18 protein-coding genes are annotated in these 24,879 nt (G+C 74.0%); 2 read left to right on the plus strand and 16 right to left on the minus strand.

Going from position 1 to position 24,879, the window contains the following annotated elements; all coding sequences use genetic code 11:
- Positions 1 to 182 precede the first annotated feature (182 nt).
- Positions 183 to 1,256, plus strand: coding sequence for a sugar phosphate isomerase/epimerase family protein (locus tag ACZ6O2_RS28165; protein ID WP_466024949.1), 1,074 nt, complete (start codon positions 183 to 185; stop codon positions 1,254 to 1,256).
- A 108-nt stretch (positions 1,257 to 1,364) separates the two neighbouring features.
- A complete protein-coding gene (locus ACZ6O2_RS28170; protein ID WP_466024950.1) occupies positions 1,365 to 2,549 on the plus strand; it encodes an ROK family protein in 1,185 nt (394 codons plus the stop codon).
- A gap of 172 nt (positions 2,550 to 2,721) precedes the next feature.
- Here the strand turns inward: ACZ6O2_RS28170 and ACZ6O2_RS28175 are convergent, their stop codons facing one another.
- From ACZ6O2_RS28175 to ACZ6O2_RS28250, 16 genes are all read right to left on the minus strand, one after another.
- On the minus strand, positions 2,722 to 3,729 hold the full coding sequence (locus tag ACZ6O2_RS28175) for a sugar phosphate isomerase/epimerase family protein (protein ID WP_350712241.1): 1,008 nt from the start codon (positions 3,727 to 3,729) through the stop codon (positions 2,722 to 2,724).
- Positions 3,730 to 4,047: 318 nt separating this feature from the next.
- Complete coding sequence (locus ACZ6O2_RS28180) at positions 4,048 to 6,156, minus strand: ThuA domain-containing protein (protein WP_466024951.1); 2,109 nt, start codon at positions 6,154 to 6,156, stop codon at positions 4,048 to 4,050.
- A 74-nt stretch (positions 6,157 to 6,230) separates the two neighbouring features.
- On the minus strand, positions 6,231 to 9,095 hold the full coding sequence (locus ACZ6O2_RS28185; protein ID WP_466024952.1) for an RICIN domain-containing protein: 2,865 nt from the start codon (positions 9,093 to 9,095) through the stop codon (positions 6,231 to 6,233).
- 307 nt (positions 9,096 to 9,402) lie between these two features.
- Positions 9,403 to 10,470, minus strand: a complete 1,068-nt coding sequence (locus ACZ6O2_RS28190; protein WP_350712244.1) for a polyprenyl synthetase family protein — start codon at positions 10,468 to 10,470, stop codon at positions 9,403 to 9,405.
- Positions 10,467 to 11,903, minus strand: coding sequence for an alkaline phosphatase family protein (locus ACZ6O2_RS28195; RefSeq protein WP_466024953.1), 1,437 nt, complete (start codon positions 11,901 to 11,903; stop codon positions 10,467 to 10,469). The genes ACZ6O2_RS28190 and ACZ6O2_RS28195 overlap by 4 nt, the downstream gene beginning before the upstream one ends.
- Before the next feature lie 156 nt (positions 11,904 to 12,059).
- Positions 12,060 to 13,262, minus strand: coding sequence for a metabolite traffic protein EboE (gene eboE, locus ACZ6O2_RS28200; protein ID WP_466024954.1), 1,203 nt, complete (start codon positions 13,260 to 13,262; stop codon positions 12,060 to 12,062).
- Positions 13,262 to 14,128 carry a TatD family hydrolase gene (locus ACZ6O2_RS28205; protein WP_350712247.1) on the minus strand — a complete coding sequence of 289 codons (867 nt, stop codon included), beginning with the start codon at positions 14,126 to 14,128 and terminating at the stop codon, positions 13,262 to 13,264. Before ACZ6O2_RS28205 ends, eboE begins: the two co-directional genes overlap by 1 nt.
- The gene (locus ACZ6O2_RS28210; protein ID WP_466024955.1) at positions 14,128 to 14,751 is read right to left on the minus strand and encodes an EboA domain-containing protein; all 624 of its coding nucleotides are present in this window, start codon (positions 14,749 to 14,751) and stop codon (positions 14,128 to 14,130) included. Before ACZ6O2_RS28210 ends, ACZ6O2_RS28205 begins: the two co-directional genes overlap by 1 nt.
- A 37-nt stretch (positions 14,752 to 14,788) precedes the next feature.
- On the minus strand, positions 14,789 to 15,709 hold the full coding sequence (locus tag ACZ6O2_RS28215; protein ID WP_466024956.1) for a sugar phosphate isomerase/epimerase family protein: 921 nt from the start codon (positions 15,707 to 15,709) through the stop codon (positions 14,789 to 14,791).
- Entirely contained in the window at positions 15,706 to 16,608 is a 903-nt protein-coding gene (locus tag ACZ6O2_RS28220; RefSeq protein ID WP_350712250.1) for an SCO3242 family prenyltransferase, read from the minus strand. The genes ACZ6O2_RS28215 and ACZ6O2_RS28220 overlap by 4 nt, the downstream gene beginning before the upstream one ends.
- Entirely contained in the window at positions 16,592 to 17,752 is a 1,161-nt protein-coding gene (locus tag ACZ6O2_RS28225) for an inositol-3-phosphate synthase (RefSeq protein ID WP_350712251.1), read from the minus strand. Before ACZ6O2_RS28225 ends, ACZ6O2_RS28220 begins: the two co-directional genes overlap by 17 nt.
- Positions 17,753 to 18,226: 474 nt before the next feature.
- The gene (locus ACZ6O2_RS28230; protein ID WP_466024974.1) at positions 18,227 to 19,432 is read right to left on the minus strand and encodes a Gfo/Idh/MocA family protein; all 1,206 of its coding nucleotides are present in this window, start codon (positions 19,430 to 19,432) and stop codon (positions 18,227 to 18,229) included.
- A 53-nt stretch (positions 19,433 to 19,485) separates the two neighbouring features.
- On the minus strand, positions 19,486 to 20,541 hold the full coding sequence (locus ACZ6O2_RS28235) for a substrate-binding domain-containing protein (protein ID WP_350712253.1): 1,056 nt from the start codon (positions 20,539 to 20,541) through the stop codon (positions 19,486 to 19,488).
- A gap of 140 nt (positions 20,542 to 20,681) precedes the next feature.
- A complete protein-coding gene (locus ACZ6O2_RS28240) occupies positions 20,682 to 21,794 on the minus strand; it encodes an ABC transporter permease (RefSeq protein WP_466024957.1) in 1,113 nt (370 codons plus the stop codon).
- Positions 21,791 to 23,302 carry a sugar ABC transporter ATP-binding protein gene (locus ACZ6O2_RS28245; RefSeq protein ID WP_350712276.1) on the minus strand — a complete coding sequence of 504 codons (1,512 nt, stop codon included), beginning with the start codon at positions 23,300 to 23,302 and terminating at the stop codon, positions 21,791 to 21,793. The genes ACZ6O2_RS28240 and ACZ6O2_RS28245 overlap by 4 nt, the downstream gene beginning before the upstream one ends.
- A gap of 119 nt (positions 23,303 to 23,421) precedes the next feature.
- A complete protein-coding gene (locus tag ACZ6O2_RS28250; protein WP_350712255.1) occupies positions 23,422 to 24,600 on the minus strand; it encodes an ROK family protein in 1,179 nt (392 codons plus the stop codon).
- Positions 24,601 to 24,879 lie beyond the last annotated feature (279 nt).

Raw genomic sequence — 24,879 nt, forward strand, 5'->3', positions numbered from 1 at the left:
TTCGGCGGGAGAGGATGTGGGCGTGTTAGGGTGGGGGGTTGGTGATTGGGTTTCAGCTTTGTGCTCTTCCTCTCGCCGGCTGCCGCGCGGCAGCCGGCCACGGCGACCACCGACGTGCCCGGGTCACCGCTGGTGGCCCCGGCCCGGATCCACCCTCCCCGCACCGAGAAAGGCAGCAGCACATGAACGACAGTCAGCACGGAATGAGCCGTCGCCGCATGCTCGGCGCCCTCGCCGGCGTGGCCGGCGCGGCGGCCGTCGGCGCGACCGGACTCGCCTCCGCCGCCGGCGCCAACGGCAACGGCGTCCTCGTCCCGCCCGGCAAGCGGGGCATCATCCTCTACAGCGTCCGGGACCGCATCGGCGCCGCCCCGGACACCAGCGGAGTGCCGTACGGCTTCGAGCGGGTGCTCGCGCGGCTCGCCGAGATCGGCTACAAGGAGGTGGAGTTCGCCGGCTACAACCAGCACACCTCCATCCTCGGCCGGCAGATCACCGCCGCGGAGATCCGCACGATCCTGGACGACAACGGGCTGCGCGCCAACGGCTCGCACGCCTCGATCCCCGGCACGGTCACCCCGGACACCATCGCCGCGTTCGAGCGGACGCTGGACACCGCCGAGATCCTCGGCATGACCCACATCGGCACCGGCAGCGACCCGACCGGCAGCAACTACAAGGCCGACTGGGACGCCGCCGCCGACCGGTGGAACACCTTCGGCGAGATGGCCGCCGCCCGCGGGCTGAAGCTGTACACGCACAACCACGACGCGGCGTACAACTTCCTGCTCGACAGCGGCCCGCTGGACACCCTGGGCCGGCCGACCCGCTCCTCCGGCGTGCGGAAGCTGGAGTACTTCATCGCGCGCACCAACCCGGAGTGGGTCTGGTTCGAGATGGACATCTACTGGGCGCACGTGGCCCAGCACCGGTTCCGCAGCTACACCGACCCGGACGGGGTGGTGCAGACCAGCATCTTCGACCCGCTGGCGACCGTGGCGGCCCAGCCGATCCGGTTCCCGCTGTTCCACGCGAAGGACGGCGCGTTCAACCCGGCCAGCAGCGCCGGGTACGACATGGTGCCGCTCGGCCAGGGCGACATCGACTACGGCGGGTTCTTCGCCAACATGGGTGCCAAGGGCTACCACAACCCGATGTGGGAGCAGGACAACGCACCAGGCGGCGCCACCGACCCGGGCCGGTCGCTGCGCTACGCGGAGCTCAGTTTCCAGCACATGTCGGGTCTGCGGGGCTGACGGACCCGACACGCACCTGGGGCCGCGTCCGGGACGACCGGGCGCGGCCCCGCGCGCCACACGCCGGTAACAGCGCCGTGGAAGACTTCAGGCCGGGAGGTGATGGCGATGGTCCTCGTCCGGCCTGAGAACGCGTACCAGGCACGGCTGGTCCGGCTGCTGCGCGACGACGGTCCCCGCTCGCGGGTGGAGCTCGGCGACGCGGTGGGCCTGTCCCGGTCCAAGCTGGCTGCGGAGGTGGACCGGCTGGTCGAGCGGGGCCTGGTCGAGACCGCGGGGCCGGCGGCGTCGCGCGGCGGTCGCCGGTCCTCGATGCTGCGCGTCGCCGGCGGCGTGCGCTTCGCCGGCGTCGTCGTCGGCGCGGACCGGATCACCGTCACGGTGACCGACGGCGAGTTGACCGTGCTCGCCGGGATCGCCGAGCCGATCGACGTCCGGGTGGGGCCGGAGCCGGTGCTCGGCCGGGCCGTCGAACTGGTCGGAAAGCTGCGGGCCGAGCTGGGTCTGGCCCAGCTCACCGGCGTCGGCGTCGGCCTGCCGGGGCCGGTCGACTTCCCCGAGGGCACGCCGGCCTCACCGGCGGCCATGCCGGGCTGGCACCGGTTCCCGGTGCGCGAGGCGTTCGCCGCCGAGCTGGGCTGCCCGGCCCTGGTCGACAACGACGCGAACGTGATGGCGCTCGGCGAGAAGCACGCCGGGGTCGGGCGCACCTTCGACGACTTCCTCTACGTCAAGCTCGGCACCGCGATCGGCTGCGGGCTGGTGCTCGGCGGCACGCCCTACCGGGGCGCGACGAGCAGCGCCGGGGACATCGCCCACCTGCCGCTCACCGAGGACGGACCGAGCTGCGCCTGCGGCGAGACCGGCTGCCTGGAGGCGTACTGCGGCGACCGCGGGCTGGTCGGCGCGGCGCTCGCCGCGGCCCGCGCGGGCCGGTCCACGGCGCTGGCGGCCCGGCTGGCCGAGGCGGGCACCCTCTCCGTGGCCGACGTCGTCGCGGCGGCGGGCGCGGGCGACGCGGCCGTGCAGGCCCTGGCCCGGGACGCGGCCCGCCGCCTGGGTCAGGTGCTGGTCGGCCTCGTGAGCTTCTTCAACCCGGGCATCGTCATCATCGGGGGCGCGCCGGCCGGGCTGGGTCACACGCTGCTGGCCGAGATCCGTGGGGTGGTCTACCGCCGGTCCGCGCCGCTGGCCACCGGCACCATGCCGATCGTGCTCTCCGACCTCGACGACCGCGCCGGAGCGGTGGGCGCGGCGCGGCTGGTCAGCGACCACCTCTTCTCGACCGGCTGACGGGGGCCGACCGGCGGCCGGCCCCCGAGCGCGGGCCGAGTCCCCGCTGCCGCACACGGCCGTGACCGCTGCCGGGCCCTCGGTCCGTGCCGCCGAACGCGGCGTCGACCGGCAGACGGGGGACTCGGTCCGTGCCGCCGACGGGTGCTCCGTCCTTGCTGCCGACGGGTGCTCAGTCCTTGCTGCTGAACGCGGCGTCGAAGGCCGCGGCCGGGGCGTCGAAGGCGAGCCGCCGGACGAACTGCAGGGCTTCGGGAGCGCCGACGAGGCGGTCCATGCCGGCGTCCTCCCACTCGATCGAGATCGGGCCGGCGTAGCCGATCGCGTTCAGCGCCCGGAAGCAGTCCTCCCAGGGCACGTCGCCGTGACCGGTCGAGACGAAGTCCCAGCCGCGCCGCATGTCCGCCCACGGCAGGTGCGAGGCGAGCCGGCCCCGCCGCCCGTCCCCCGTACGCACCTTCGCGTCCTTGCAGTCGACGTGGTAGATCCGGTCGGCGAAGTCGAAGATGAAGTTGACCGGGTCCAGCTCCTGCCAGACGAAGTGCGACGGGTCCCAGTTCAGCCCGAACGCGGGCCGGTGCCCGACGGCCTCCAGCGCCCGCTTCGTCGTCCAGTAGTCGTACGCGATCTCGCTCGGGTGCACCTCGTGGGCGAAGCGGACCCCGACGGAGTCGAAGACGTCGAGGATGGGGTTCCAGCGGTCGGCGAAGTCCTGGTAGCCCCGCTCGATCATCTCCGGCGGCACCGGCGGGAACATCGCCAGGGTGTGCCAGATCGACGACCCGGTGAAGCCCACGACGGTGTCGACCCCGAGCCTCGCCGCCGCCCGGGCGGTGTCCTTGATCTCCTCGGCGGCCCGTCGGCGTACGCCCTCGGGCTCGCCGTCGCCCCAGATCCGGGCCGGCAGGATGCCCTGGTGCCGCTCGTCGATGGGGTGGTCGCAGACCGCCTGGCCGACCAGGTGGTTGGAGATCGCGTACACCTTCAGGTTGTGCTTCGCGAGGGTCTCCCGCTTCCGGTCGACGTACGAGTCGTCGGCGAGGGCCCTGTCGACCTCGAAGTGGTCGCCCCAGCAGGCGATCTCCAGCCCGTCGTAGCCCCACTCGGAGGCGAGCCGGCAGACCTCGTCGAACGGAAGGTCGGCCCACTGGCCGGTGAAGAGCGTGATGGGTCGCGCCATTGTCCTTCTCCCCTGTCGTGATGGGGGATTCCGTACGGGCGGGCCGGGGCGAGGGTGACCGGCCGGTACCGGTGAACGGCGGGGCCGCGGGGCGTGCCGGTGGGTGCGGGACGCACCGAGGCCCGCCGGGTTGCGCCTCCCGCCGGGTCACCGGCCACCAGAACGGTCGCCGCCCCCACTCTAGGCACCCCGGCGGCCCGAGGAAACCCCCCGCGGCCTGCCCGCCCTCCCGCCCCGCGATCGTGCAGTCCCGGCCCGTGTTTCCCGGCGTCCGCCGGAGACGCCGGGGCACCAACTGCAAGATCGCGGGGACCCGGGTCAGGGCAGGGTCCACTTCTGGTTGGCGCCGGTGTGGCAGGTCCACAGGTGCACCGCGGTGCCGTCGGCGGGGTTGTTGCCGGAGACGTCCAGGCACTTGCCGGACTGCGGGTTGCGCAGCGTCCCGTCCGGCTGCGCCGACCAGTTCTGCGCGCCCGTGCCGTTGCACGTCCAGAGCTGGATCTTCGTGCCGTCCGCCGAACCGCCACCCGAGACGTCCAGACACTTGCCCAACGCCCGCACCGTCGAGTTCGGCGTCACCGTCCAGGTCTGCGCGGCGCTGCCGTTGCAGGTCCAGATCTGGATCTGAGTGCCGTCGGCCGTGGCGGCGTTGCGCACGTCCAGGCACTTGCCGGCCAGGCCCCGGATCGAGCCCACGCCGCCGCTGCCGCCGGGCCTGACCAGGGTGAAGTCGTCCACGTCGAAGAGCCCCGAGCCCGACCCGGTGAAGGTCAGGTAGAGGTTGTGGGTGCCGGACGGGACCCCGCCGAGGGTGGTGGTGACGTCGGCGAAGGTGGTCCAGCTTCCGGTGTTCGGCACCGCGACCGCGCCGAGCACGGTGCCGGTCGTGGATCCGGTGCGCACCTGGAGGGTGCCGCCGGGCCCGCCCGAGACGACCCGTGCCCGGAACGACGTGACGCCGGTCAGGTCCACCCCGTCGTACGCGGCCCAGTCGCCCGGGTCGATGTGGCCGAGCGTCTGGCCACCGTTCGCCCCGGCCTTGGTGAACGGGGCGACGCCGCCGGCCGAGCTGAACGCCTCCGCCTGGATGGTGGTGTCGCCGGTCGGCGGGGTGGTGCCCAACTCCTTGATCCGGATGTTGCGGAACGAGGCGTCGTCGCCGGTGCCGTGGTTCTGGAGCCCGATGTGGCCGGCGAGCGACCGGGCGGGGTCGGTGTTGGTGAAGTCGTTGATCTTCACGCCGTTGAGGAGGACCTGGAGGCGCTCGCCCTCGACGAGCAGCTCGTACGTGTTCCACTCCCCCGGCGGGTTGAGCGCCGCGTCCCGGGCGGCGAGGTCGGCGGACTTGAAGGTGTAGACCGCGCCGGTGGTGCGGTCGGCCGCGTCGGTGGCGTCGATCTGCACCTCGTAGCCGTTGTTCACCGCCGACCAGGGGTCGCTCGACGGCGGGAAGCCGATGAAGACGCCGGAGTTGTCGTCGCCGGCGAGCCGCCAGTCCAGCTTGAGCGAGTAGTTGGTGAACTGCTTCGCGCTGTACCAGTAGAGCCCCATCCCACCGACCGAGGTGAGGGTGGCGTCGGCGTTGCCGAAGCCGCCCGGCCCGGCCTGGGACCAGCCGGTGGTCGAGCCGTCGTAGAGCGTGGTGTAGCCGGTCTCGGGGCGGCAGTCGGCCCTGGTGCGGCCGGCCGCGTACCGGATGCCGCCGAGCAGGTGGGCCCGGAAGGCCGGCTCGGCGTACGACGCCTGGGTGTGCCCGCCGCCGGTGTAGAAGGCTCGGCCGCCGCTGTGGGTCTTGCACCAGGAGTGCGGGTGGTCGGCGCCCATCGAGCCGCCCGAGTACGACGACTCGTCGAGGGTGGCCAGCACGCGGGCCGTGGAGCGGGCGTTGGTCTGGTAGTTGTACCACTCGTCGGTGCGGGTCCACGTCTGCGGCAGGTGCGCGGTGGCCGCGTGCGCCCGGTTCTCCGCCTTCACGTTCGCCTGCTGGATGTGCGGGTGCGAGGCGAAGTACGCGCCGACCAGGTTGCCGTAGAACGACCAGCCGTACTCGGTGTCGGCGGCGGCGTGCACGCCGACGAAGCCGCCGCCGGAGCCGATGTACGCCTCGAAGGCACCCTGCTGGGCGGCGTCGAGCACGTCGCCGGTGGTGTTGAGGAAGACGACCGCCTCGTACCGGGCCAGGTTGGCGGTGGTGAACTGGGCGGCGTCCTCGGTGGCGGTGACGGTGAAGTTGTTGGCCGCGCCGAGGTCGCGGATGGCCTGGGTGCCGACCGCGATGGAGTCGTGCCGGAAGCCGGCTGTCTTCGAGAAGACCAGCACGTCGTACGGGGCGTCGGCGGCGCTGGCCGGGCCGGCCGGGGTGGTGCAGGCGAGGACGGCGAGGACGGCGGTGGCCGCGCCGAGGACGGTTCGCAGGAGTTTGCGCATGTCGCTCTCCCAACGGGTGTGCGGAAGGGCCCCTGCCTCTGCACCAGGCGGTGGTAGGAGCCCTTCCTCTCGGGTCAGGGCAGGGTCCACTTCTGGTTGGCGCCGGTGTGGCAGGTCCACAGGTGCACCGCCGTGCCGTCGGCGGGGTTGTTGCCCGAGACGTCCAGGCACTTGCCGGACTGCGGGTTACGCACCGTCCCGTCCGGCTGCGCCGACCAACTCTGCGCGCCCGTGCCGTTGCACGTCCAGAGCTGGATCTTCGTGCCGTCCGCCGAACCGCCACCCGAGACGTCCAGACACTTGCCCAACGCCCGCACCGTCGAGTTCGGCGTCACCGTCCAACTCTGCGCCGCCGTGCCGTTGCAGCCGTAGATCTGGACCTGGGTGCCGTCGGCCGTGGCCGCGTTGCGCACGTCCAGGCACTTGCCGCCGAGCCCGACGACCGGGCCGGTGCGGACCGTCGCGCCGGTGGTGAAGGTGAACGAGTCGACGTCGTAGAGCGCGCCGGTGCCCGCGCCGGCGAAGGTCAGGTAGAGCGTGGTGGTGCCGGCCGGCGCCCCCGACAGGCTGCCGCTGACCGTGGTGAACGTGTCCCAGGCGCCGGTGACGGGGACCGTCGCGGTGCCGAGCACGGCGCCGGTGGCCGAGCCGGCCCGCACCTGGAGGGTGCCGCCGGAGCCGGCCGAGGAGACCCGGGCGCTGAACGAGGTCGCGTCGTCGAGCTTGTACGGCTCGAACGCGATCCAGTCCCCGTTGTGGATGTCGCCGACGGTCTTGCCGCCCTCGGCCGTGGCCTTGTCGAAGGTGTTGACGCCGGAGGAGGTCCTGAAGTGCTCCGCCTGGCGCTTGCGGGGCTGGAGGGTGTGCTGCTTGTGCGTGGTCAGCCCGCCGGCGTCGGTGTACTCCGCGTCGAAGATGGCGAAGATGTTCGCCGCGTCGTCGTGCTCGCCGTCGACGGGGATGGTGATCGAGCCCGAGCAGCCGGTCCTGGAGGTGATCTGGTGGCCGTGGCTGTCGTGGCCGAGCACGTAGGTCATCCTGACCTTGGTGCAGTCGATCGCGCCGTCCTCCGGGTCGGTCACGGTGATGCTGAACGGCACGGTGTCGCCGTAGCTGAACAGTTGGCCGTTGGCCGGGCTGTTGATGGTGACCGTGGGCGCGGTGTTGCCGACCCCGATCTGCACGTTCGCCGTGCCGGTGGCGTCCTGCGGGTCGCGGACGGTCAGCGTGACCTGGTAGGTGCCGTTGGCGGTGTAGGTCTTGCTGGGGTTGGCCGTCGTCGACGTGGTGCCGTCGCCGAAGTTCCAGAAGTACGTCAGCGCGCCGCCCTCCGGGTCCGACGACCCGGCCGAGGAGAAGTTCACGGTCAACGGCGCCGTGCCGGAGGTCCTGTCGGCCGAGGCGACCGCGGTCGGCGCGCGGTTGCCGCCGGCGATGTGGTCGTAGCGGTACAGCGCCGAGTTGGCGTCGCCGTTGAAGTAGCCGGTGCCGTAGTCCAGCACGTAGAGCGCCCCCTCCGGCCCGAACGCCATGTCCATGACCTGCTTGCCGTTCCACGGGAACGTGTCGATGGTGCCCGGCGCGCCGCCGGCGTCGAGGTGGATCGGCTTGACCCAGCCCCGGCCGAGTTCCCCGGCGAGGAACTGCCCGTCGAAGGACTGCGGGAACTTGGTGGTGGAGTTCAGCGCGGCGTCGTACCGGTAGACCGGGCCGGCCATCGGCGACTCGGAGCCGCCGCCGAACTCCGGCGGACTGCCGGCGTCGCCGGCGTACCGGATCCAGGCGGGCTTCGCCCCGGGCAGGGTGGGCAGGCCGGTGTTGCGGAAGGAGTTGTTGGTCGGCCCGCCGGCGCAGTTGTACTTGGCCCCGGCGGTCCCGGTGGCGAAGTCCCACTCGGCGTACGTCTCGGCGGCGGTGTTGGTGCCCGTGCAGTACGGCCAGCCGTAGTTGCCGGGGCCGGTGACCCGGTCGAACTCGACCTGTCCGCTGGGACCCCGGGCGCTGGTGGTGCCGGCGTCCGGCCCGTAGTCGCCGACATAAACGATGCCAGTGGCCCGGTCGACGCTCATCCGGAACGGGTTGCGGAAGCCCATCGCGTAGATCTCGGGGCGCGTCCTCGGGTCCGAGTCGACGAACAGGTTCCCGGCCGGGATCGCGTACGTGCCGTCGGCGTTCACCCTGATCCGCAGGATCTTGCCGCGCAGGTCGTTGGTGTTGGCCGCGCTGCGCTGCGCGTCGTACGCGGGGTTGCGGTTGGTGCGCTCGTCGATCGGCGCGTACCCGGCCGAGTCGAACGGGTTGGTGTCGTCGCCGGTGGAGAGGTAGAGGTTGCCGGCGGCGTCGAAGTCGATGTCGCCGCCGACGTGGCAGCACATGCCCCGATCGGCGGGCACGTCGAGGATGTCGACCCTGCTGCCGGTGTTGATGGTGAAGTCGGCGTTGAGGGTGAACCGGGAGAGCCGGTTGACGCCCTGCCAGGCGGAGAAGTCGGTGCCGGTCGCCGGCGCGTCGCCGGCGGGGGTGGACAGCGGCGGGGCGTAGTAGAGGTAGATGTGCCGGTTGCTGGCGAAGTTCGGGTCGGCCCCGATGCCCTGCAACCCCTCCTCGTCGTGGGTGTAGACCGGCAGCGTACCGATCACCGAGGTGGTGCCGGCGGAGTCCGTACGCCGGACGGTGCCGTTGCGGGCGGTGTGCAGGACCGATCGGTCCGGCAGCACCGCGATCGTCATGGGCTCGCCGACCTCGGCGACGCCCTTGGCGAGGGTGACCTGCTGGAAGTCGGTGCCGACGATGGGGTGGGCCTGGGCCGGAGTGGGGCCGCCCAGCGCGGCGGGGCCGGCGCCGAGGGCGACCGTGGCGGCGGCGGCCAGCAGCAGCGCCGCGCCGGCGGCGGCGGACCGTCGACCGGTCCCGTGGGTGGAAGCGTCCTTCGTGGACATCGATGTGCCGTCCCTTCCTGACCAGTGACTGCCAGGGCGGGCGCGCGCCGTCGCGCCGGATGCCGTAGCGGGGATGGGTCGGCCGCCGGGTGGTGTCCCGGCCGGCCGTGGCCTGCGAGGGTGGGGTGTGCCACCGCTCGGAGGTCACCAGTCGATGGGTTCCCGCGCCGCCGGTTCACCTCGACGAAACATCTTCGCGATGGCCCGACCCTAAATGACACACGTCTATGTGTCCACATGTTCCGACCGATCGGTGCGAACTTTCGTCGATCCCGCGAAAAGTCCCCGAGGCGCCCGGCGGCGCCGATCAGAGCGGACGGTCGACGGCCTGGGCGGCGAGGGCGGCGAGGGCGGCACGGGCCTCGGGGGTCACGGGGGCCTCCGCCAGGGCCGCCAGGGCGGCATCGGCGCGCACCCGGATCATCCGCTCGATCCGCTCGCGCGCGCCGGTACGCTCGATGATGCCCCGCAGCTCGGCGGCCCCGTCGGCGTCCAGCGCCGGGTTGCCGAACAGCTCCCGCAGCCTGGCGGCCTGCGCCCGGTCGGCGGCGCCACGGGCCAGCGCCATCATCACCGTCGGCTTGCCCTCCCGCAGGTCGTCCAGGACCGACTTGCCCGTGACGGCCGGATCGCCGAAGACCCCCAGCACGTCGTCACGCAGCTGGAACGCGTCGCCCAGCGGGTCGCCGAACGCGGCCAGCTCGGCGACGGGCCCCGGGCCCGCCCCGGCCAGCGTCGCCCCGATCTGCAGCGGCCGGGTGACCGTGTAGCGGGCAGCCTTCATCCGGATCACGGTCAGCGCGCTGGCCACCGAGCCGTCGCCCACCCCGGAGACCAGGTCCAGGTACTCGCCCGCGATCACCTCGGTGCGCATCAGCGCGAATACCGCGCACCCCCGGTGCACCCGCGCGGCGTCCAGCCCGCACTCGTGGAACATCTGGTCGGACCAGGCGGCGCACAGGTCGCCGCAGAGCAGGGCCGTGTTGCGCCCGTACGCCTCGGGGTCGCCCCGCCAGGACGAGCGGGCGTGCAGGTCGGCGAAGAGCCGGTGCACCGACGGCTCGCCCCGGCGGCGGTCGCTGCCGTCGAGGATGTCGTCGTGGATCAGCGCGAACGCGTGGAACAGCTCCAGCGCGGCGGCGGCCACCACGATCGGGGCGCCGTCGGGGGCGCCGGCGCCCCGCCAGCCCCAGTAGCAGAAGAGCGGGCGCAGCCGCTTCCCGCCGGCCAGCACGAACCGGTGCAGCGCGGTGAAGACGCCCCGGGGCGCGCCGTCCGGCCAGTCCCGGCCCTGCCGGTCGAGGAACGCGGCCAGCTCGGCGTCGACACGGGCCCGCAGTTCGCCGGTGTCGGGGGGCGCGACGGTGACGGTCACGACGCTCCCCCCGGTCGTCCGGCCGCTCCGGGAGGCGGCGGCGCGGCCGGCGGGACCAGTCCCGCCAGCTCCAGCAGCAGGGCCTTCACCTCGGTCGCGGCGACCCGGTCCCGGGCGGCGGACGGGTCGGAGCAGAGCAGCACCGGCCCGTCGGCCGGGTCGGCGGGGAGCCGCCCGTGCGACCCGCGCACCGCCCGGGCGCCGGCGTCCAGCCCGACCACGCTCATCAGGTAGCGCAGCCCGAGCTTCTTGCGGGCCAGCGCCACGGCGGCGCGGCGCTTGGCGGCACCGGGGGCGGCGGGGTCGAAGAACAGCTCCGCGGGGTCGTAGCCGGGTTTGCGGTGGATCTCCACGAGGCGGGCGAAGTCCGGCGCGCGGGTGTCGTCGAGCCAGTAGTAGTACGTGAACCAGGCGTCCGGCTCGGCGACGAGGACGAGTTCTCCGGCGCGCGGATGGTCCAGCCCGTACGCGGCCTTGCCGTCGGCGTCGAGCACCTCGGCCACCCCGGGCAGCGCGGCGCAGAGCTTCGCCACCGCCGGCACGTCGGCCGGGTCACGGACGTAGACGTGCGCGACCTGGTGGTCGGCGACCGCGAAGGCCCGCGAGGTCCACGGGTCGAGGTACTCCATGCCGGCCTGGGTGTGCACCCGCAGCAGCCCCTCGGCGCGCAGCAGCCGGTTGACGTCCACCGGGCGGGAGGCGTCGGTGATGCCGTACTCGGAGAGCACCACCACGGTGGCGTCCCGGGCCCGGGCGGCGTCCAGCAGCGGCCCGAGCACCCCGTCCAGCTCGGCCGCCGCCGCGGCGGCCTGCGGGGAGGACGGGCCGAAGCGCTGCAGGTCGTAGTCGAGGTGCGGGACGTACACCAGGGTCAGGTCCGGGGACTGCTCGGCGAGGATCCGCTCGGCGGCCCGGCAGATCCACGCCGACGACGCCAGCCCCGCGCCCGGCCCCCAGTAGCTGAACAGCGGGAAGGTGCCGAGCCGGTCGGTGAGCGCGTCGTGCAGCTCCGGCGGGTCGGTGTAGCAGTCCGGCTCCTTGCGCCCGTCGGCGTGATAGACGGGGCGCGGGGTAGCCGTCCAGTCCACGTCCGCGCCCATCGCGTACCACCAGCAGACGTTGGCGACGGTGTAGCCGGGCTCGGCCCGGCGGGCCGCCTGCCAGAGCCGCTCCCCGCCGACCAGCGCGTGGTGCTGGCGCCAGAGCAGTACCTCGCCGAGATCCCGGAAGTACCAGCCGTTCCCGACGATCCCGTGCCCGGCCGGGGGCAGCCCGGTGAGGAAGGTGGACTGCACCGAGCAGGTCACCGCGGGCAGCACCGTGCCGAGTTCGGCGCGGAAGCCGGTGTCGGCGACCGCGCGCAGCCGGGGCATGTGCGCCAGCAGGCGCGGGGTCAGCCCCACCACGTCCAGCACCACCAGCCGCCGGCTCATGTCGGCACCTCGCTCCGCTCGGCGCCGCCATGAGGCACCCCGGCGCTGTGTCGATGATTCACTCGCAGACGCTCGCTCATGTCGGCACCTCGCTCCGCTCGGCGCCGCCACGAGGCACCCCCGCGCTGTGTCGATGACTCACTCGCAGACGCTCGCTCATGTCGGCACCTCCGCCGTCACCGGTGCCGGACGGGCCGCCGGAGCCAGGCCGAGGGCGACCAGCTCGGCGTGGGCGAAGGCCAGCTCCGCGGCGATCCCGGCGGCCAGCTCCGCGTCGGTGCCCGGCCGCCGCGCCGCCGGCAGCACCCCCCAGGTGTACGTCTCGACGTCGAGGTGGTCGCAGCCCGCCTCGGGCCCGGCGTAGAGCGCGGCCAGCGCGGCGCGCAGCACCGGCAGGGTGGAGTCGAGCGGTGGTTCGGGTGGGGCGTGCAGCGGCACGTGGTAGTGCACCCGCCACGGCCCGGGCAGCCGCGCGGCCAGGGCGACGTCCAGGTCGTCGGCGGCGTGGGCCGGGTCCGCCGGGTCCGCCGCCCCCGCGCAGCCGGCCGCGCGGGTCTGGTGCAGGAAGCGCGGCTCCACCCAGCGGTGCAACGCCGCCGTCGCCTCGGCCGGCGCCTCGATGGCGGCCGAGACCTGCACCTTCACCACCGGCAGGCCGGCGGCCCGCAGCCGGCGCAGCGCGTCGGCCGGCTCCTCCCAGGCGCAGGCGAGGTGGGCGAGATCCAGGCAGACGCCGAGGCGGTCGGTGTCCACGCCGGAGAGTGCCGCGACGGCCTGTCCGGTGCTCTCCACCACGCAGCCCGGCTCCGGCTCGAAGCCGACCCGGACCGGTCGGCCGGTGTCCCGCTCGACGGCCGCGAGACCGGCCGCGAGCTGGTCGAGCCGGCGGCGCGCGGCGTCCGCCCGGCCGGCGTCCCAGGGCCGCCGCCAGGCCAGCGGCAGGGTGGAGACCGAGCCCCGGGCCGCGTCGTCCGGCAGCAGGTCGGCGAGCATCCGGGCCAGGTCCAGGGTGTACGCGAGCCGCCCGCCCGTGGTCCAGTCCGGGTGGTAGACGTCGCCCTTGACCACCGGCGCCTGGAAGGCCGCGTACGGGAAGCCGTTGAGCGTGACCACCTCCAGCCCCCGAACGGTCAGCTCGGTACGCAGCCGGCGGCGGGCCGCCGGGTCGGCGGCCAGCTCGGCGGCGACCGGGGCGGCCAGCCACAGCCCGAGGCCGAGCAGGTCCGCGCCGACCGCCTCGCGGACGGGCACGGCGTAGGTGTCCAACTGGCGGAGGATGCCGGCGAGGTCCTCGGCGGGATGCACGTTGGTGCAGTAGCCGAGGTGGACGGTGTCGCCGCCGGCGTGCCGCAGCCGCATCAGCTGCCGCCGCGCAGGATCGAGTTGCCGGCCCAGGTGCCGGTCGGCGGGTCGACGTCGGCGCGGTCCAGGTCGGCCAGGTCCAGCCGCCCGGACTGGCCGTAGAACTCGACCGGGTTGCGCCACAGCACCCGGTCGACGTCGTCGTCGGTGAAGCCGGCCAGCAGCATCGCCTCCCCCGTGGCCCGGGTGAGCAGCGGGTCCGAGCGCCCCCAGTCGGCCGCCGAGTTGACCAGCACCCGCTCGGTCCCGTACGCCCGCAGCAGCTCCACCATGCGCGGCGGCGACATCTTGGTGTCGGGGTAGATGGAGAAGCCCAGCCAGCAGCCGGTGTCCCGGACCAGCTTCACCGTCACCTCGTTGAGGTGGTCGAGCACCACCCGGCCCGGCTCGATGCCGGACTCGGCCACGACGGCGAGGCTGCGTTCGACGCCCCGGGCCTTGTCCCGGTGCGGGGTGTGCACCAGCGCCGGCAGGTCGTGCGCCACGGCCAGGGCCAGTTGGGCGGCGAACGCGTCGTCCTCCTCCGGCGTCATCGAGTCGTAGCCGATCTCGCCCACCGCCACCACGCCGTCCTTGTCGAGGTAGCGCGGCAGCAGGTCGAGCACCGGGCGGCAGCGGGGGTCGTTGGCCTCCTTCGGGTTCAGCGCGACCGTGGCGTGGTGGCGGATCCCGAACTGCCCGGCCCGGAACGGCTCCCAGCCGATCAGCGAGTCGAAGTAGTCGGCGAAGGAGGCGGCGCTGGTGCGGGGCTGGCCGAGCCAGAACGCCGGCTCCACCACCGCCCGGACGCCGGCCGCGGCCATCCGCTCGTAGTCGTCGGTGGTCCGCGAGGTCATGTGGATGTGCGGGTCGAAGATGCGCATCACGCCTCCCTGGCGGTGATCGGGACGGGGCCGGTGGTGAGGCGGCCGAGCAGCGCGGTGGCGTCGGCGGGCATCGTGCGGCCGGCGGCCTGCCGCTCGGCGGCCAGCCCGGCGAGCATCGCGGCGAGTTCCGTGTCGGCGCGGGCGTCGAGGTCGTGCACCACGGCCAGCGGCACGCCCGTGAACACGCACTTGAGCACCGCCTGCCGCCAGGCGGCCGGGTCGAGGTGCCGGGCGTACGGGCCGAGGGCGGCGGCGACCAGCCGGGTGTCGTTGGTGCGGATCGCGTCGTGCAGCAGCGGCACCCCGGCCGCGCCGATCGGCAGCAGCGGCAGGGCCTTGAGCACGGCCCGCTTCTCGGCGGCGTCGCCGTGGCGGTAGAGCGACTCGGCGTGCGGGGCGTGGTCGGTGGGCAGTGCGGTCAGCAGCAGCGCCCGGGCCGCCTCGTCGGCGCTCCAGCCGGCCGGCTCCGTCAGCGGGGCCCGGCCGCAGCGCCGGCCGGCAGCCGCGAAGAGCCCGCCGATCGCCGCCGGTTCCGCCGCCACCCGCCGCACCGCCGCGTCGAGCCAGTCAGGCTCGGGGGATACCCCCCGCAGCGCGGCCCGCAGTGAATCCGGTGTCATCCCGTCTCCTCTCTCGTGCTGCCCTGCGCGTGCCCCGTCACCGATCCCGTTGCGCGGCTTCCTTCGTGGCGTTCCGCAGGAAGTCGAGCGAGCGGGCGGCGACGGCGGGTGCCGCGTGCGAATGCCGGGGCAGCTCCACGGCGACCAGCCCCCGGTAGCCGGCGTCGGCCAGGGCCCGCAGCACCGGCGGGAAGTCGATCTCGCCGGCACCGAACTCCAGGTGCTCGTGCACGCCCCGGCGCATGTCGTCGATCTGCACGTTGACCAGGTGCTCGGCCACCTCGTGCACGCACGCCGGGACCGACCGCGGCTCCAGGCAGCGGCAGTGTCCGATGTCGAGCGTGATGCCGAAGTGGGCCGGGTCGCCGAGCGTGCCGCGCAGCCGGCGCCAGCCGGCGATGTCCTCGACCAGCATTCCCGGCTCCGGTTCGAAGCCGAGGGTCACCCCGGCCACGTCGGCGGCGTCGACCACCGTCGCGCAGCCGGTGACCAGCCGGTCCCAGGCCGTCGGCGGCGGGACGGCGTCGGGGCGTACGCCGGCCCAGAAGGAGACGGCCTCCGCGCCCAGGTCGGCGCCGATCCGCACGGCCCGGCGCAGGAACTCGACGCGCCGCGTCGGGTCGTCGTGCAGCAGCGTCGGGGCGTGCTTGTGCCACGGGTCGAGCAGGTACCGCGCGCCGGTCTCGACGACCACGGCGAGGCCGAGCGCCGCCAGCCGGCGGGCGACGGCGGCCACCCGCCGCGCCAACGCGGGCGCGAACGGGTCGAGGTGGTCGTGGTCCAGGGTGAGCGCGACGCCCTGGTAGCCCAGGTCGGCGATGACCGCCAGCGCGTCGGCCAGCCGGTGGTTGGCGAACCCGTTGGTCCCGTAGCCGAACCGCAGCCCGCCGTCGCCGCTGCCGGCCGCCCCGGCGCTCCCGGGTTCCCGGGCCGCGTGTCGGGGGCGCGGGGCGGTCATGTCGGGGAGACCTTCCGGGCCAGCCGGCGGCCCAGGGGCGCGGCCGCCGCCACCGCCAGTCCGAGCAGCCCGGCCCCGGCGCGCGCGGCCAGGGCGCCCTGCAACGCGGGCAGCCCGGTGATCCCGGCCCCCACCGCCGCACGCACCCGGGCGGCGGAGGGATCGGCCACCACCCGGGCCTGGGCCGCGCCGTAGCGGGCCGCGTACGAGCCGGCCAGCAGGGCCGGCAGCACCTCGACGCCGGCCGGGCCACGCCGCCGGCGGGGCATCGCGCGACCGGCGGGCCGGGCACGACCCGTCGGGACGGTGGCGGCGGCGGCGACCAGGGCGGTGCCGGCGAGGGTACGCAGCGGCAGCGCCGCGTCGGCGCCGGTGACCTCCCGGCGGGAGAGGGCCGTGACCGTCCACGTGTGGGCGGCCACGGTGACCGCCGCCGGCACCGCCCGCAGCACCCGTCCACCCGTGGCGCCGAGCAGCACGTCCAGCCCCCGGCACGCGGCCATCACGGCCGGTCCGGCGGGGGTGTCCTTCGCCGCCAGGTCGTACCCCCAGACGGCGGCGGCGAGCGGGACGGCGACGCTCGCGGCGCGCCGGCCCCCGGCGGTGGCGGCCAGCGCGACCCCGGCGGCGGTGAGCCCGGCGGCGAGGCCGAGCGCGGTCCCGGGGGCGACCCGGCCGCTGGGGATGGGCCGCTCGGGGCGTTCGACGGCGTCCAGCCGCCGGTCGGCCCAGTCGTTGGCGGCCATTCCCGCCCAGTAGAGCAGCACGGACGCGGCGGCCAGGGCGGGCGTACGCCGGTCGAGCGCGCCGGCCGCGGCCGCGCCGGCGACGACGTCGCCGGGCACCGAGAGCGCGGCCGGGGCCCGGACCAGCTCGACGAGGTCAGTCGCGCGGGGCATCGGCACCTCCCGCGTGCAACCGGCGGGCGAAGCCGCACAGCCGGGTCCACTGGTCGGCCAGCGAGTGGGTGGACGCGCCGAGCGGATCCTTGAAGAAGAAGGCCAGGTCGTGCAGGGGGCCGGTGTGGCCGGCGGCGTGCGCGGCGGCGACGAGCCGGGCCAGGTCGAGCACCAGGGGCGCGGCCAGCGCGGAGTCGCAGCCGTGCCAGGTGAACTCCATCCGCATCCCGGTGCCGAGGAAGCCCGCGAAGGTGACCAGGTCCCACGCGGTCTTGAAGTCGCCCAGCTCCTCGACGTACTCGATCCTGGTGCCGCCCTGCGGGAGGTAACCGAGCGTCTCGCCGAGCACCCGTTGCTTGCTCTCCACCTTGGCGGCGTTGGCGGCCGGGTCGGCGAGGGTGGCGCCGTCGCCGCCGCCGAGCAGGTTCATCCCGGACCAGGAGCGCACCGCCAGGTGCCGCATCGCGAACATCGGCGCGAGCACCGACTTGACCAGGGTCTCCCCCGTCTTGCCGTCGTGCCCGGCGTACGGGATCCCGCGTTGCGCCGCCAGCGTGGCCAGGGCCGGCAGCCGCAGCCCGGTGGACGGGGTGAAGTCGACGTACGAACAGCCCGCATGCACCGCCGCGTACGCGTAGAGCGAACTGGGCGGCAGCACCTCGTCGGGACCGGCGAGCGCGGCCCGCAGCGTGTCCGGGTCGGCGTGCGCCGGGTGCGGTCGGGCGACCGGTTCGGTGGCCGAGACGTTGACCACGACCACCCGGTCCAGCTCGTGCCGGTCCCGGAAGTCGGTGAGGTCGCGTACGGTCGCGGCGGCCCGGTCCGCCTGGGTGCCGGCGGTGGGGGCCGCGCGCAGCTCGCGCTCGACGGCGGCCAGTTCGTCGGGGAGGGCGGCGACCAGCCGGCCGGGCAGCACGCCGGCGGCGGCGAGGGCCTCGGCGCGTTTGGCCAGCGGGACGGTGGCGACGTCGTGCCCGCCGAAGACCAGGTCGGTGAAGGCCGGCAGGGCGGGCCCACGCACGTCGGGCAGCTCGGTGACGCAGCCGGTCGGGCCGGTGAGCCCGGCTCGCAGGGCGAGCGCCCCGACGATGCTGGTGGTCGCGACCGAGCCGCGCGCCCCCACCAGCCAGACACCCGTACGCATGGTGCTCCTTCCCGTCAGGAGGAACCAGCCGTGCATTGGCTTACATGGATATCAGAAGTTTGTTCGGAAAGATATGGATCTGTGCGGATGGGCCCCGTCCGCCGGCCGCACCGGGGGAGCCGACCGGCCCGGTGTCGACGTCGGCGGCGACGACGCCGGACCGGCTCCCGGTGCGGGCGCGGACGGACGGGGCTGGCAGGCAGGGTCGGTCGGCGTCTCGCCCCTGCCTCCCCCGCATCCGCCGGTCGGGACGACGGCGCGCCCCGACCGGACGTCGTGGGCCCGGCGGGATCGCCGGGTGGTGGCGGTCCTCCGGTGCGACTGGGGAATCCCGGTCCGGCCGCACCGGACGACCGTCCTGCTCGTGCGCCACCGGGCCGTGGCGGCCCGGCTGCACGTCCTCCGGTGCCGACCTCGTCCCGGCCGCGGGGCGCAACCGCGGCCGGTCCCTCGCCGGTCGGCGCCGGAGGTGGCTCAGACGGCCACCGAGGCCAGCGCGGGCTCCACCTCCGTCCACGAGGAGCCCAGTTCCGCCGACCGGGCGACCGCGTCCAGCACGAGCTGGACCTGGAGCCCGTCGGCGAAGGAGGGGGCCGGGTCGACGCCGGTGGCGACCGCCTCGACGAAGTCCCGCATCTGGTGCGTGAAGGAGTGCTCGTAGCCGATGATGTGGCCGGGCGGCCACCACGCCGACATGTACGGGTGCTCCCCCTCGGTCACCAGGATGCGGCTGAAGCCCTGCTCGGCGGCCGGTCGCGTCGCGTCGAAGAACTCCAGCTCGTTGAGGCGTTCCAGGTCGAAGGCCACGGTCCCGAGGGAGCCGTTGATCTCCACCCGGAGCGCGTTCTTGCGGCCGGTGGCGAACCGGCTCGCCTCGTACGTGGCCAGCGCGCCACCGTCGAGCCGGGCCACGAAGACCGCGGCGTCGTCGACGGTGACCGTGCCGGTGGCCGGGCGGTGCCCGTCGGCGCCGGTGCCGTCGACCGCGCCCCCGTCCACCGTGGCCGCCAGCCCGCTCGACCCGCCCGGCAGGGGGCGCTCCTTGACGAAGGTCTCCGTCACGGCGCTGACCCCGCTGATCCGCTGCCCGGTGACGTACTGGGTCAGGTCGATGATGTGCGCGCCGATGTCGCCGAGCGCGCCGGAGCCCGCCCGGTCCCGCTGCAACCGCCAGACCAGGGGGAACTGCGGGTCCACGATCCAGTCCTGCAGGTACGTCGCCCGGACGTGCCGGATCACCCCGAGCCGCCCGTCGGCGACGAGCTGGCGCATCATCGTGACCGCGGGCACCCGGCGGTAGTTGAACCCGCACATCGACCGCACGCCGGACGCCCGCGCCGTGGCCGCCGCGGCGGCCATCGCCCGGGCCTCGGCGACCGTGTTCGCCAGCGGCTTCTCGCACAGCACGTGCTTGCCGGCGGCCAGCGCGGCGAGGGCGATCTCGGCGTGGCTGTCCCCGGGTGTGCAGACGTCGACCACGTCGATGTCGTCCCGGGCGACGAGGTCGCGCCAGTCGGTCGTGTACGCCTCCCAGCCGAGCCGGTCGGCGGCGTCGGCCACCTTCCCGGCGTCCCGGCCGCAGATGAGCGCCATCCGGGCCCGTGTCGGCAGGTCGTACACCCGGTTCACGGTGCGCCACGCCTGCGAGTGCGCGGCGCCCATGAACGCGTAGCCGACCATGCCGACCCGCAGTTGCCTGTCTGTCGTGGACAAGGTGGGTCTCCCCCCGTGTGTCAGAACCCGAGCTTCAGGTAGTTGCCCGCGTTCTCCTTGGTGATCGTCTCGGAGGCGAGGACGATCTCCTTGGGCACCTGGAGTTCCACCAGGTCGGACATGCCCCGGCCCTGGGCGATCAGCCGGGCCAGGGAGATCGCCGAGGAGGCCATCGACGGGCTGTAGGTCACGGTCGCCTTGAGCACCGTGTTGTCGGCCTGGATGTCCTCCATCGCCTTCTTCGAGCCGGCGCCGCCGACCATGAAGAACTCCTTGCGGTTGGCCTGGTTGATCGCGGCCAGCACGCCGATGCCCTGGTCGTCGTCGTGGTTCCAGAGGGCGTCCATCTTCGGCAGGGCCTGGAGCAGCTGCGCCGCCTCCTGCTGCCCGGAGTCGGCCGTGAAGCGGGCCGCGCGCCGGTTGGCGATCTTCAGGCCGTTCGCCGTCAGGGTGTCGACGAAGCCCTTCGACCGCTCCTGCGTCAGCTCCAGCTCGTCCATGCCGGCGATCTCGCCGATGACCGGGTTGCTGACGCCCTTGGCCTTGAACTGCTCGACCATGTAGGTGGCGGCGGCCACGCCCATGCCGTAGTTGTCGCCCTTGATCTGGAGCCGGTAGGCGCGCGCGTCGGGGAACGCGCGGTCCAGGTTGACCACCGGGATGCCGGCCTTCATCGCCTCCAGGCCGAAGGCGTTGAGCTCCTTGCCGTCGTGCGGCAGCAGCACGATCACGTCGGGCTTCTGCGAGATGAGGGTGGACAGCGCCGCCCGCTGGGCCGCGGCGTCGGCGCCGGCCTCGACCGTCTTGAACTCCACGTCGGAGTACGTGCCGGCCTGCGCCTTGGCGTTGTTGGTGATGGCGGCGATCCAACCGTGGTCCGCGGCCGGCGCGGAGAAGCCGATCGTCACCCGCTTGCCGGGCTCGCTGTTGCCGCCGGGGGCGCCCGCCGCCTTGGTCTGCGCCTCGGTGGGCTGGGTCTCGTTGCTGGTGCAGCCGGCGAGCAGCACGCCGGCGCCGACGGCGGCCCCGCCGAAGAGCATCCGGCGGCGCGACACGTCGCGACTGTGCTGGGTCATGACGACCTCCTGGGTTCGCGGTGGTGGAGGAAACTCGCGGATCTGGACGGGACGAGGGCGTGCGGGGCCCGGCCACCGTCGCTTCGGGTGGCCCGGACACTGCGCGGATCGGGTGCGGTTGCCGGTGGTGCGGGTACGGGTCAGGTGGTGGTGAGCCGGTTACGGCCGAGGAACTGGGTGAGGCTGCGGAACTGGACCTGCTGGACCAGGACGGCCGCGACGATGATGCCGCCCTTGACCATGTTCTGGGCCTCGGTGGAGAGACCGTTGATGGCGAAGAGGTTGGTGATGGTGGCGAAGATGACCACCCCGAGCAGGGAACCGATGATGGTGCCCCGCCCGCCGCTGAGCAGCGTGCCGCCGATGATCGCGGCGGCGATCGCGTCCAGCTCGTAGAGGTTCGCCATCGCCGCCTGGGCCGAGTTGGCCTGGGCGGTGAGCATGATGGCGGCGATGCCGCAGCAGAGGCCGGAGAGCGCGTAGAGCAGCAGGGTGTGCCGCTTGACGTTGATGCCGGCGAGCCGGGCCGCCTCCGGGTTGCCGCCGACGGCGACCGTACGCCGGCCGAAGGTGGTGCGGTTGAGCAGCACCCAGCCGGCGGCCACCACGGCGGCGAGGATGTAGACCAGCAGCGGGATGCCGAGCAGGTCGTTGCTGGCGAGGCCGTTGATGAAACCGTTCTCCGAGACCTGGGTCTGCTTGTCGGAGATCTCGGCGGCCAGGCCCCGGGCGGCCACCAGCATGGCCAGGGTCGCGATGAACGGCACCAGCCGGCCGTACGAGATGAGCAGCCCGTTGACGAGGCCGACCGCCATCCCGACGGTGAGCGCGCTGAAGATCATGCCGCCGGCGCCGTAGCTCTGGGTCGCCACCGTCGTGCACCAGACCCCGGCCAGCGCGACGATCGCGCCGACGGAGAGGTCGATGCCGCCGCCGATGATCACGAAGGTCATCCCGACGGTGACCACGCCGACCACGGCGGCCAGCTTGAGGATGCTGAGGATGTTGTCCCACACCCAGTCCGGATTCGAGTACAGGTCGGATCGGGTGAGGGCGCCGATGACGACGAGCACCGCCAGCACGCCGAGCAGGGCGAGGTTGCGCCGGGCGCCCTCGCCGCCGTCGCCCCGCCACCAGGAGAGGCGCCCGGCGGTGGAGACCTTGTCGACGGCCGCCGGGTCCACCGGCGGGGACTGCGCCGGCAACTGCGCCGCCCGCTCCGGCGCTTCGGTGGAAGTAGGACCATCGGTCATGCCGGTGCGCCTTCCATCAGGGACCCCGCCATGACGAGGTCGAGCACGGTGTTCTCGTCGAGTTCGCCGGCCGGGGCCTCGCGGACGACCCGCCCCTCCCGCATCACCAGCACCCGGTCGGCCAGGCCGAGCACCTCGGGGACCTCGCTGGAGACCAGCAGCACCCCGACGCCGCGGGCGGCCAGCCCCCGGACGACCTGGTATAGCTCGGCCCGGGCGCCGACGTCGACGCCCCGGGTGGGCTCGTCGAGCAGCAGCAGCCGGGTGTCGCCGAGCAGCCAGCGCCCGACCACCACCTTCTGCTGGTTGCCGCCGGAGAGGGTGCGCACCGGTCGGCGTACGTCGCGGGGGCGCAACTCCAGGCTCTCGGCGATCCGGTTCGCCTCGGCCCGCTCCCGCCCGGCGTCGGTGAAGCCGGCGCGGGCGTAGCGGGCGAAGGTGGCCAGGGTGACGTTGCGGTAGACGGGCTCGCCCAGCAGCAGCGCCTGGCTCTTGCGCTCCTCGGGGGCCATCCCCATGCCGGCCCGCACCGCCGCGCCGACGCTGCCCGGGCGCAGCGGCCGGCCGGCCATCCGCACCGTGCCGGCGTCGGGACGGCGCGCGCCGTAGATCGTCTCCAGCAGTTCCGACCGGCCGGAGCCGACCAGCCCGGCGATGCCGACGATCTCGCCGGCCCGGACGCCGAGCGAGACGTCGGCGAACTCGCCGGCCCGGGTCAGCCCCTCGACCGTGAGCAGGTCCGCCCCGCCGGCCGGGTCCGCCGGGCGGTCCGGGAAGACGTACTCGATGGTGCGGCCGGTCATCCGGCTGACCAGGTCGCGGGTCGGGGTGCCGCGGGCCGGCAGGTTCGCCGCGGTGGTCCGGCCGTCCTTGAGTACGGTCACCCGGTCGCCGATCTCGCGGATCTCCTCCAGGCGGTGCGAGATGTAGATGACGGCGATGCCCTGCGCGGTCAACTCCCGGATGATCCGGAACAGGTTGCCCACCTCGTCGTGGGCCAGCACGGCGCTCGGCTCGTCCATGATGATCAGCCGGGCCTCGTGGGAGAGCGCGCGGGCCATGCTGACCACCTGCTTGCCGGCGGCGGGCAGCGCGCGGACCATCCGTCCGGGCGGGATCTCGGCGTGCCCCAGCCGCCCGAGGATCTGCCGCGTACGCCGGGCCATGTGTCCCCGGCGGACGAAGCCGAACCGGCGCGGCTCGTGGCCGAGGAACGCGTTCTCCGCGACCGAGAGGTCCTCGACCAGGTCGAGTTCCTGGTAGATCGTGGCGATGCCGGCGCGCATGGCGGCCTGCGGGTTGGCGAAGCCGACCGGCTGGCCGCGCCACTCGACCTGCCCCGAGTCGGGGCGGTGCACCCCGGCCAGCACCTTGATCAGGGTGGACTTGCCGGCGCCGTTCTGCCCGAGCAGGCAGTGCACCTCGCCGGCGCGCACCTCCAACTGCACCCCGTCCAGCGCGCGTACGCCCGGGAAGGTCTTGACCACGTCGGTGAGGCGCAGGACCACCTCGCCCGCGACGGCGTCGGCGGGCGGCTCGACCAGCGGAGCGTCGGCGGGGACGACATCCGCCGGCGCGGCGGAGGCCGTCCTCTCGGGCTGGGCCACGTTCTCCTCCTCGCGCTCGTTCACGACGCCTCCGCGAAGGCCACGTCGCTGGCCAGGACGGCGGCGCCGGCCACGCCGGCGCGGGGCCCCAGCTCGGACAGGACGACCGGGAGATTGCCGGTGGCCAGGGGCAGCGACCGGCGGTAGACCACGCTGCGGATCTCGGCCAGCAGGATGTGCCCGAGCTGGGCGAGCCCGCCGCCGATCACGATCATCGACGGGTTGGTGAAGCTGACCAGCCCGGCCAGGACCCCACCGACCCGCCGACCCCCGTCGCGGATGAGCTGGATGCAGGTGACGTCGCCCTCGCCGGCGCCCTCCGCGACGTCCCGGGCCGTCACCGCGCCCCGCGCGGCGAGCCGCTCGGCCAGCGCGGGCGAGGCGCCGGCGCGCGCCGCAGCGGTCGCGTCCTTGGCCAGCGCGGCGCCGCTGAACAGGGCCTCCAGGCAGCCGAGGTTGCCGCAGGAGCACATCGGGCCGTGCGAGTCGACCTGGATGTGGCCGATGTCGCCGGCGCAGCCGTCGGTGCCCCGGTAGACCTCGCCGCTGAGGTAGATGCCGCACCCGATTCCGGTGCCGATCTTCACGAAGAGGAAGTCGTCCACGGAGTGGGCGACCCCGCCGTGCCGCTCCCCGATCGCCATGATGTTGACGTCGTTGTCGACCACCGCCGGGCAGCCGTGCTCGCGGGTGAGCAGCTCCCGGACCGGGAACCGGTCCCAGCCCGGCATGATCGGCGGGGAGACCGGCACGCCGTCGCGGAAGCTGACCGGGCCGGGCACGCCGATGCCGACGGCGTCGAGCCGCTCGTACGCGCCGTCCACCCGGGCCTTGTGCAGCAGCTCGTTGACGCGCTGGAGGGTCACCTTCGGACCGTTGCGGATGTCGGCCGGCTCGGCGTACGCGGCGACCGGCTCCAGCCGGCCGTTCACCACCTCGACGTCGATCGAGCTGGCACCCAGGTCGACGGCGGCGAACCGCAGGTGGGGGCTCAGCTCGACGAGGGTGGAGCGCCGGCCGCCCCGGGAGGCCGCGAGCCCCGCCTCGGCGACGTAGCCGAGCCCGACGAGCCGTTCCAGCTCGGCCAGCAGCCGGGGGCGGGGCATCTGCAACCGGTCGCCCAGCTCGGCCCGGGACACCGCCCCCTCGTCGCGGAGCAACCGCAGCAGCCGGACGTGCAGGGGGTCGACCGTCCGCACCGGACTCACCTCTTCCCGCGCCTCGTTCACATCGACGTACCACCGATGTGTTGTGTCCGACACAGTAGGAGCCTTCTGCGCTGGCTGTCCATACCTTCAGCACATCCAACGCCAACTTTTGTCAGATCGAGCAAAAGTCCCCCCGCGACTCCGCACGCCCCGCACCCGCCCGCACACCCTCGGCGATCTGGCAGTTCGCGCCCGGCGAAATGCGACGCACCGGGGCGAGATCCGGGTCGAAAGTGCAAGATCGCGGGGTGTGCGGGCGCGGGGGTGCCG

It is taken from the genome of Micromonospora sp. NPDC048040 (assembly GCF_055587185.1).

Coding starts and splice junctions, on each gene's coding strand:
- ACZ6O2_RS28185 (WP_466024952.1), bottom strand. CDS start 9,095: ATGTCCACGAAGGACGCTTCCACCCACGGGACCGGTCGACGGTCCGCC.
- ACZ6O2_RS28230 (WP_466024974.1), bottom strand. CDS start 19,432: ATGGTCGGCTACGCGTTCATGGGCGCCGCGCACTCGCAGGCGTGGCGC.
- ACZ6O2_RS28170 (WP_466024950.1), top strand. CDS start 1,365: ATGGTCCTCGTCCGGCCTGAGAACGCGTACCAGGCACGGCTGGTCCGG.
- ACZ6O2_RS28180 (WP_466024951.1), bottom strand. CDS start 6,156: ATGCGCAAACTCCTGCGAACCGTCCTCGGCGCGGCCACCGCCGTCCTC.
- ACZ6O2_RS28225 (WP_350712251.1), bottom strand. CDS start 17,752: ATGCGTACGGGTGTCTGGCTGGTGGGGGCGCGCGGCTCGGTCGCGACC.
- ACZ6O2_RS28215 (WP_466024956.1), bottom strand. CDS start 15,709: ATGACCGCCCCGCGCCCCCGACACGCGGCCCGGGAACCCGGGAGCGCC.
- ACZ6O2_RS28240 (WP_466024957.1), bottom strand. CDS start 21,794: ATGACCGATGGTCCTACTTCCACCGAAGCGCCGGAGCGGGCGGCGCAG.
- ACZ6O2_RS28210 (WP_466024955.1), bottom strand. CDS start 14,751: ATGACACCGGATTCACTGCGGGCCGCGCTGCGGGGGGTATCCCCCGAG.
- ACZ6O2_RS28195 (WP_466024953.1), bottom strand. CDS start 11,903: ATGAGCCGGCGGCTGGTGGTGCTGGACGTGGTGGGGCTGACCCCGCGC.
- ACZ6O2_RS28220 (WP_350712250.1), bottom strand. CDS start 16,608: ATGCCCCGCGCGACTGACCTCGTCGAGCTGGTCCGGGCCCCGGCCGCG.
- ACZ6O2_RS28175 (WP_350712241.1), bottom strand. CDS start 3,729: ATGGCGCGACCCATCACGCTCTTCACCGGCCAGTGGGCCGACCTTCCG.
- ACZ6O2_RS28235 (WP_350712253.1), bottom strand. CDS start 20,541: ATGACCCAGCACAGTCGCGACGTGTCGCGCCGCCGGATGCTCTTCGGC.
- eboE (WP_466024954.1), bottom strand. CDS start 13,262: ATGCGGCTGCGGCACGCCGGCGGCGACACCGTCCACCTCGGCTACTGC.
- ACZ6O2_RS28165 (WP_466024949.1), top strand. CDS start 183: ATGAACGACAGTCAGCACGGAATGAGCCGTCGCCGCATGCTCGGCGCC.
- ACZ6O2_RS28205 (WP_350712247.1), bottom strand. CDS start 14,128: ATGCGCATCTTCGACCCGCACATCCACATGACCTCGCGGACCACCGAC.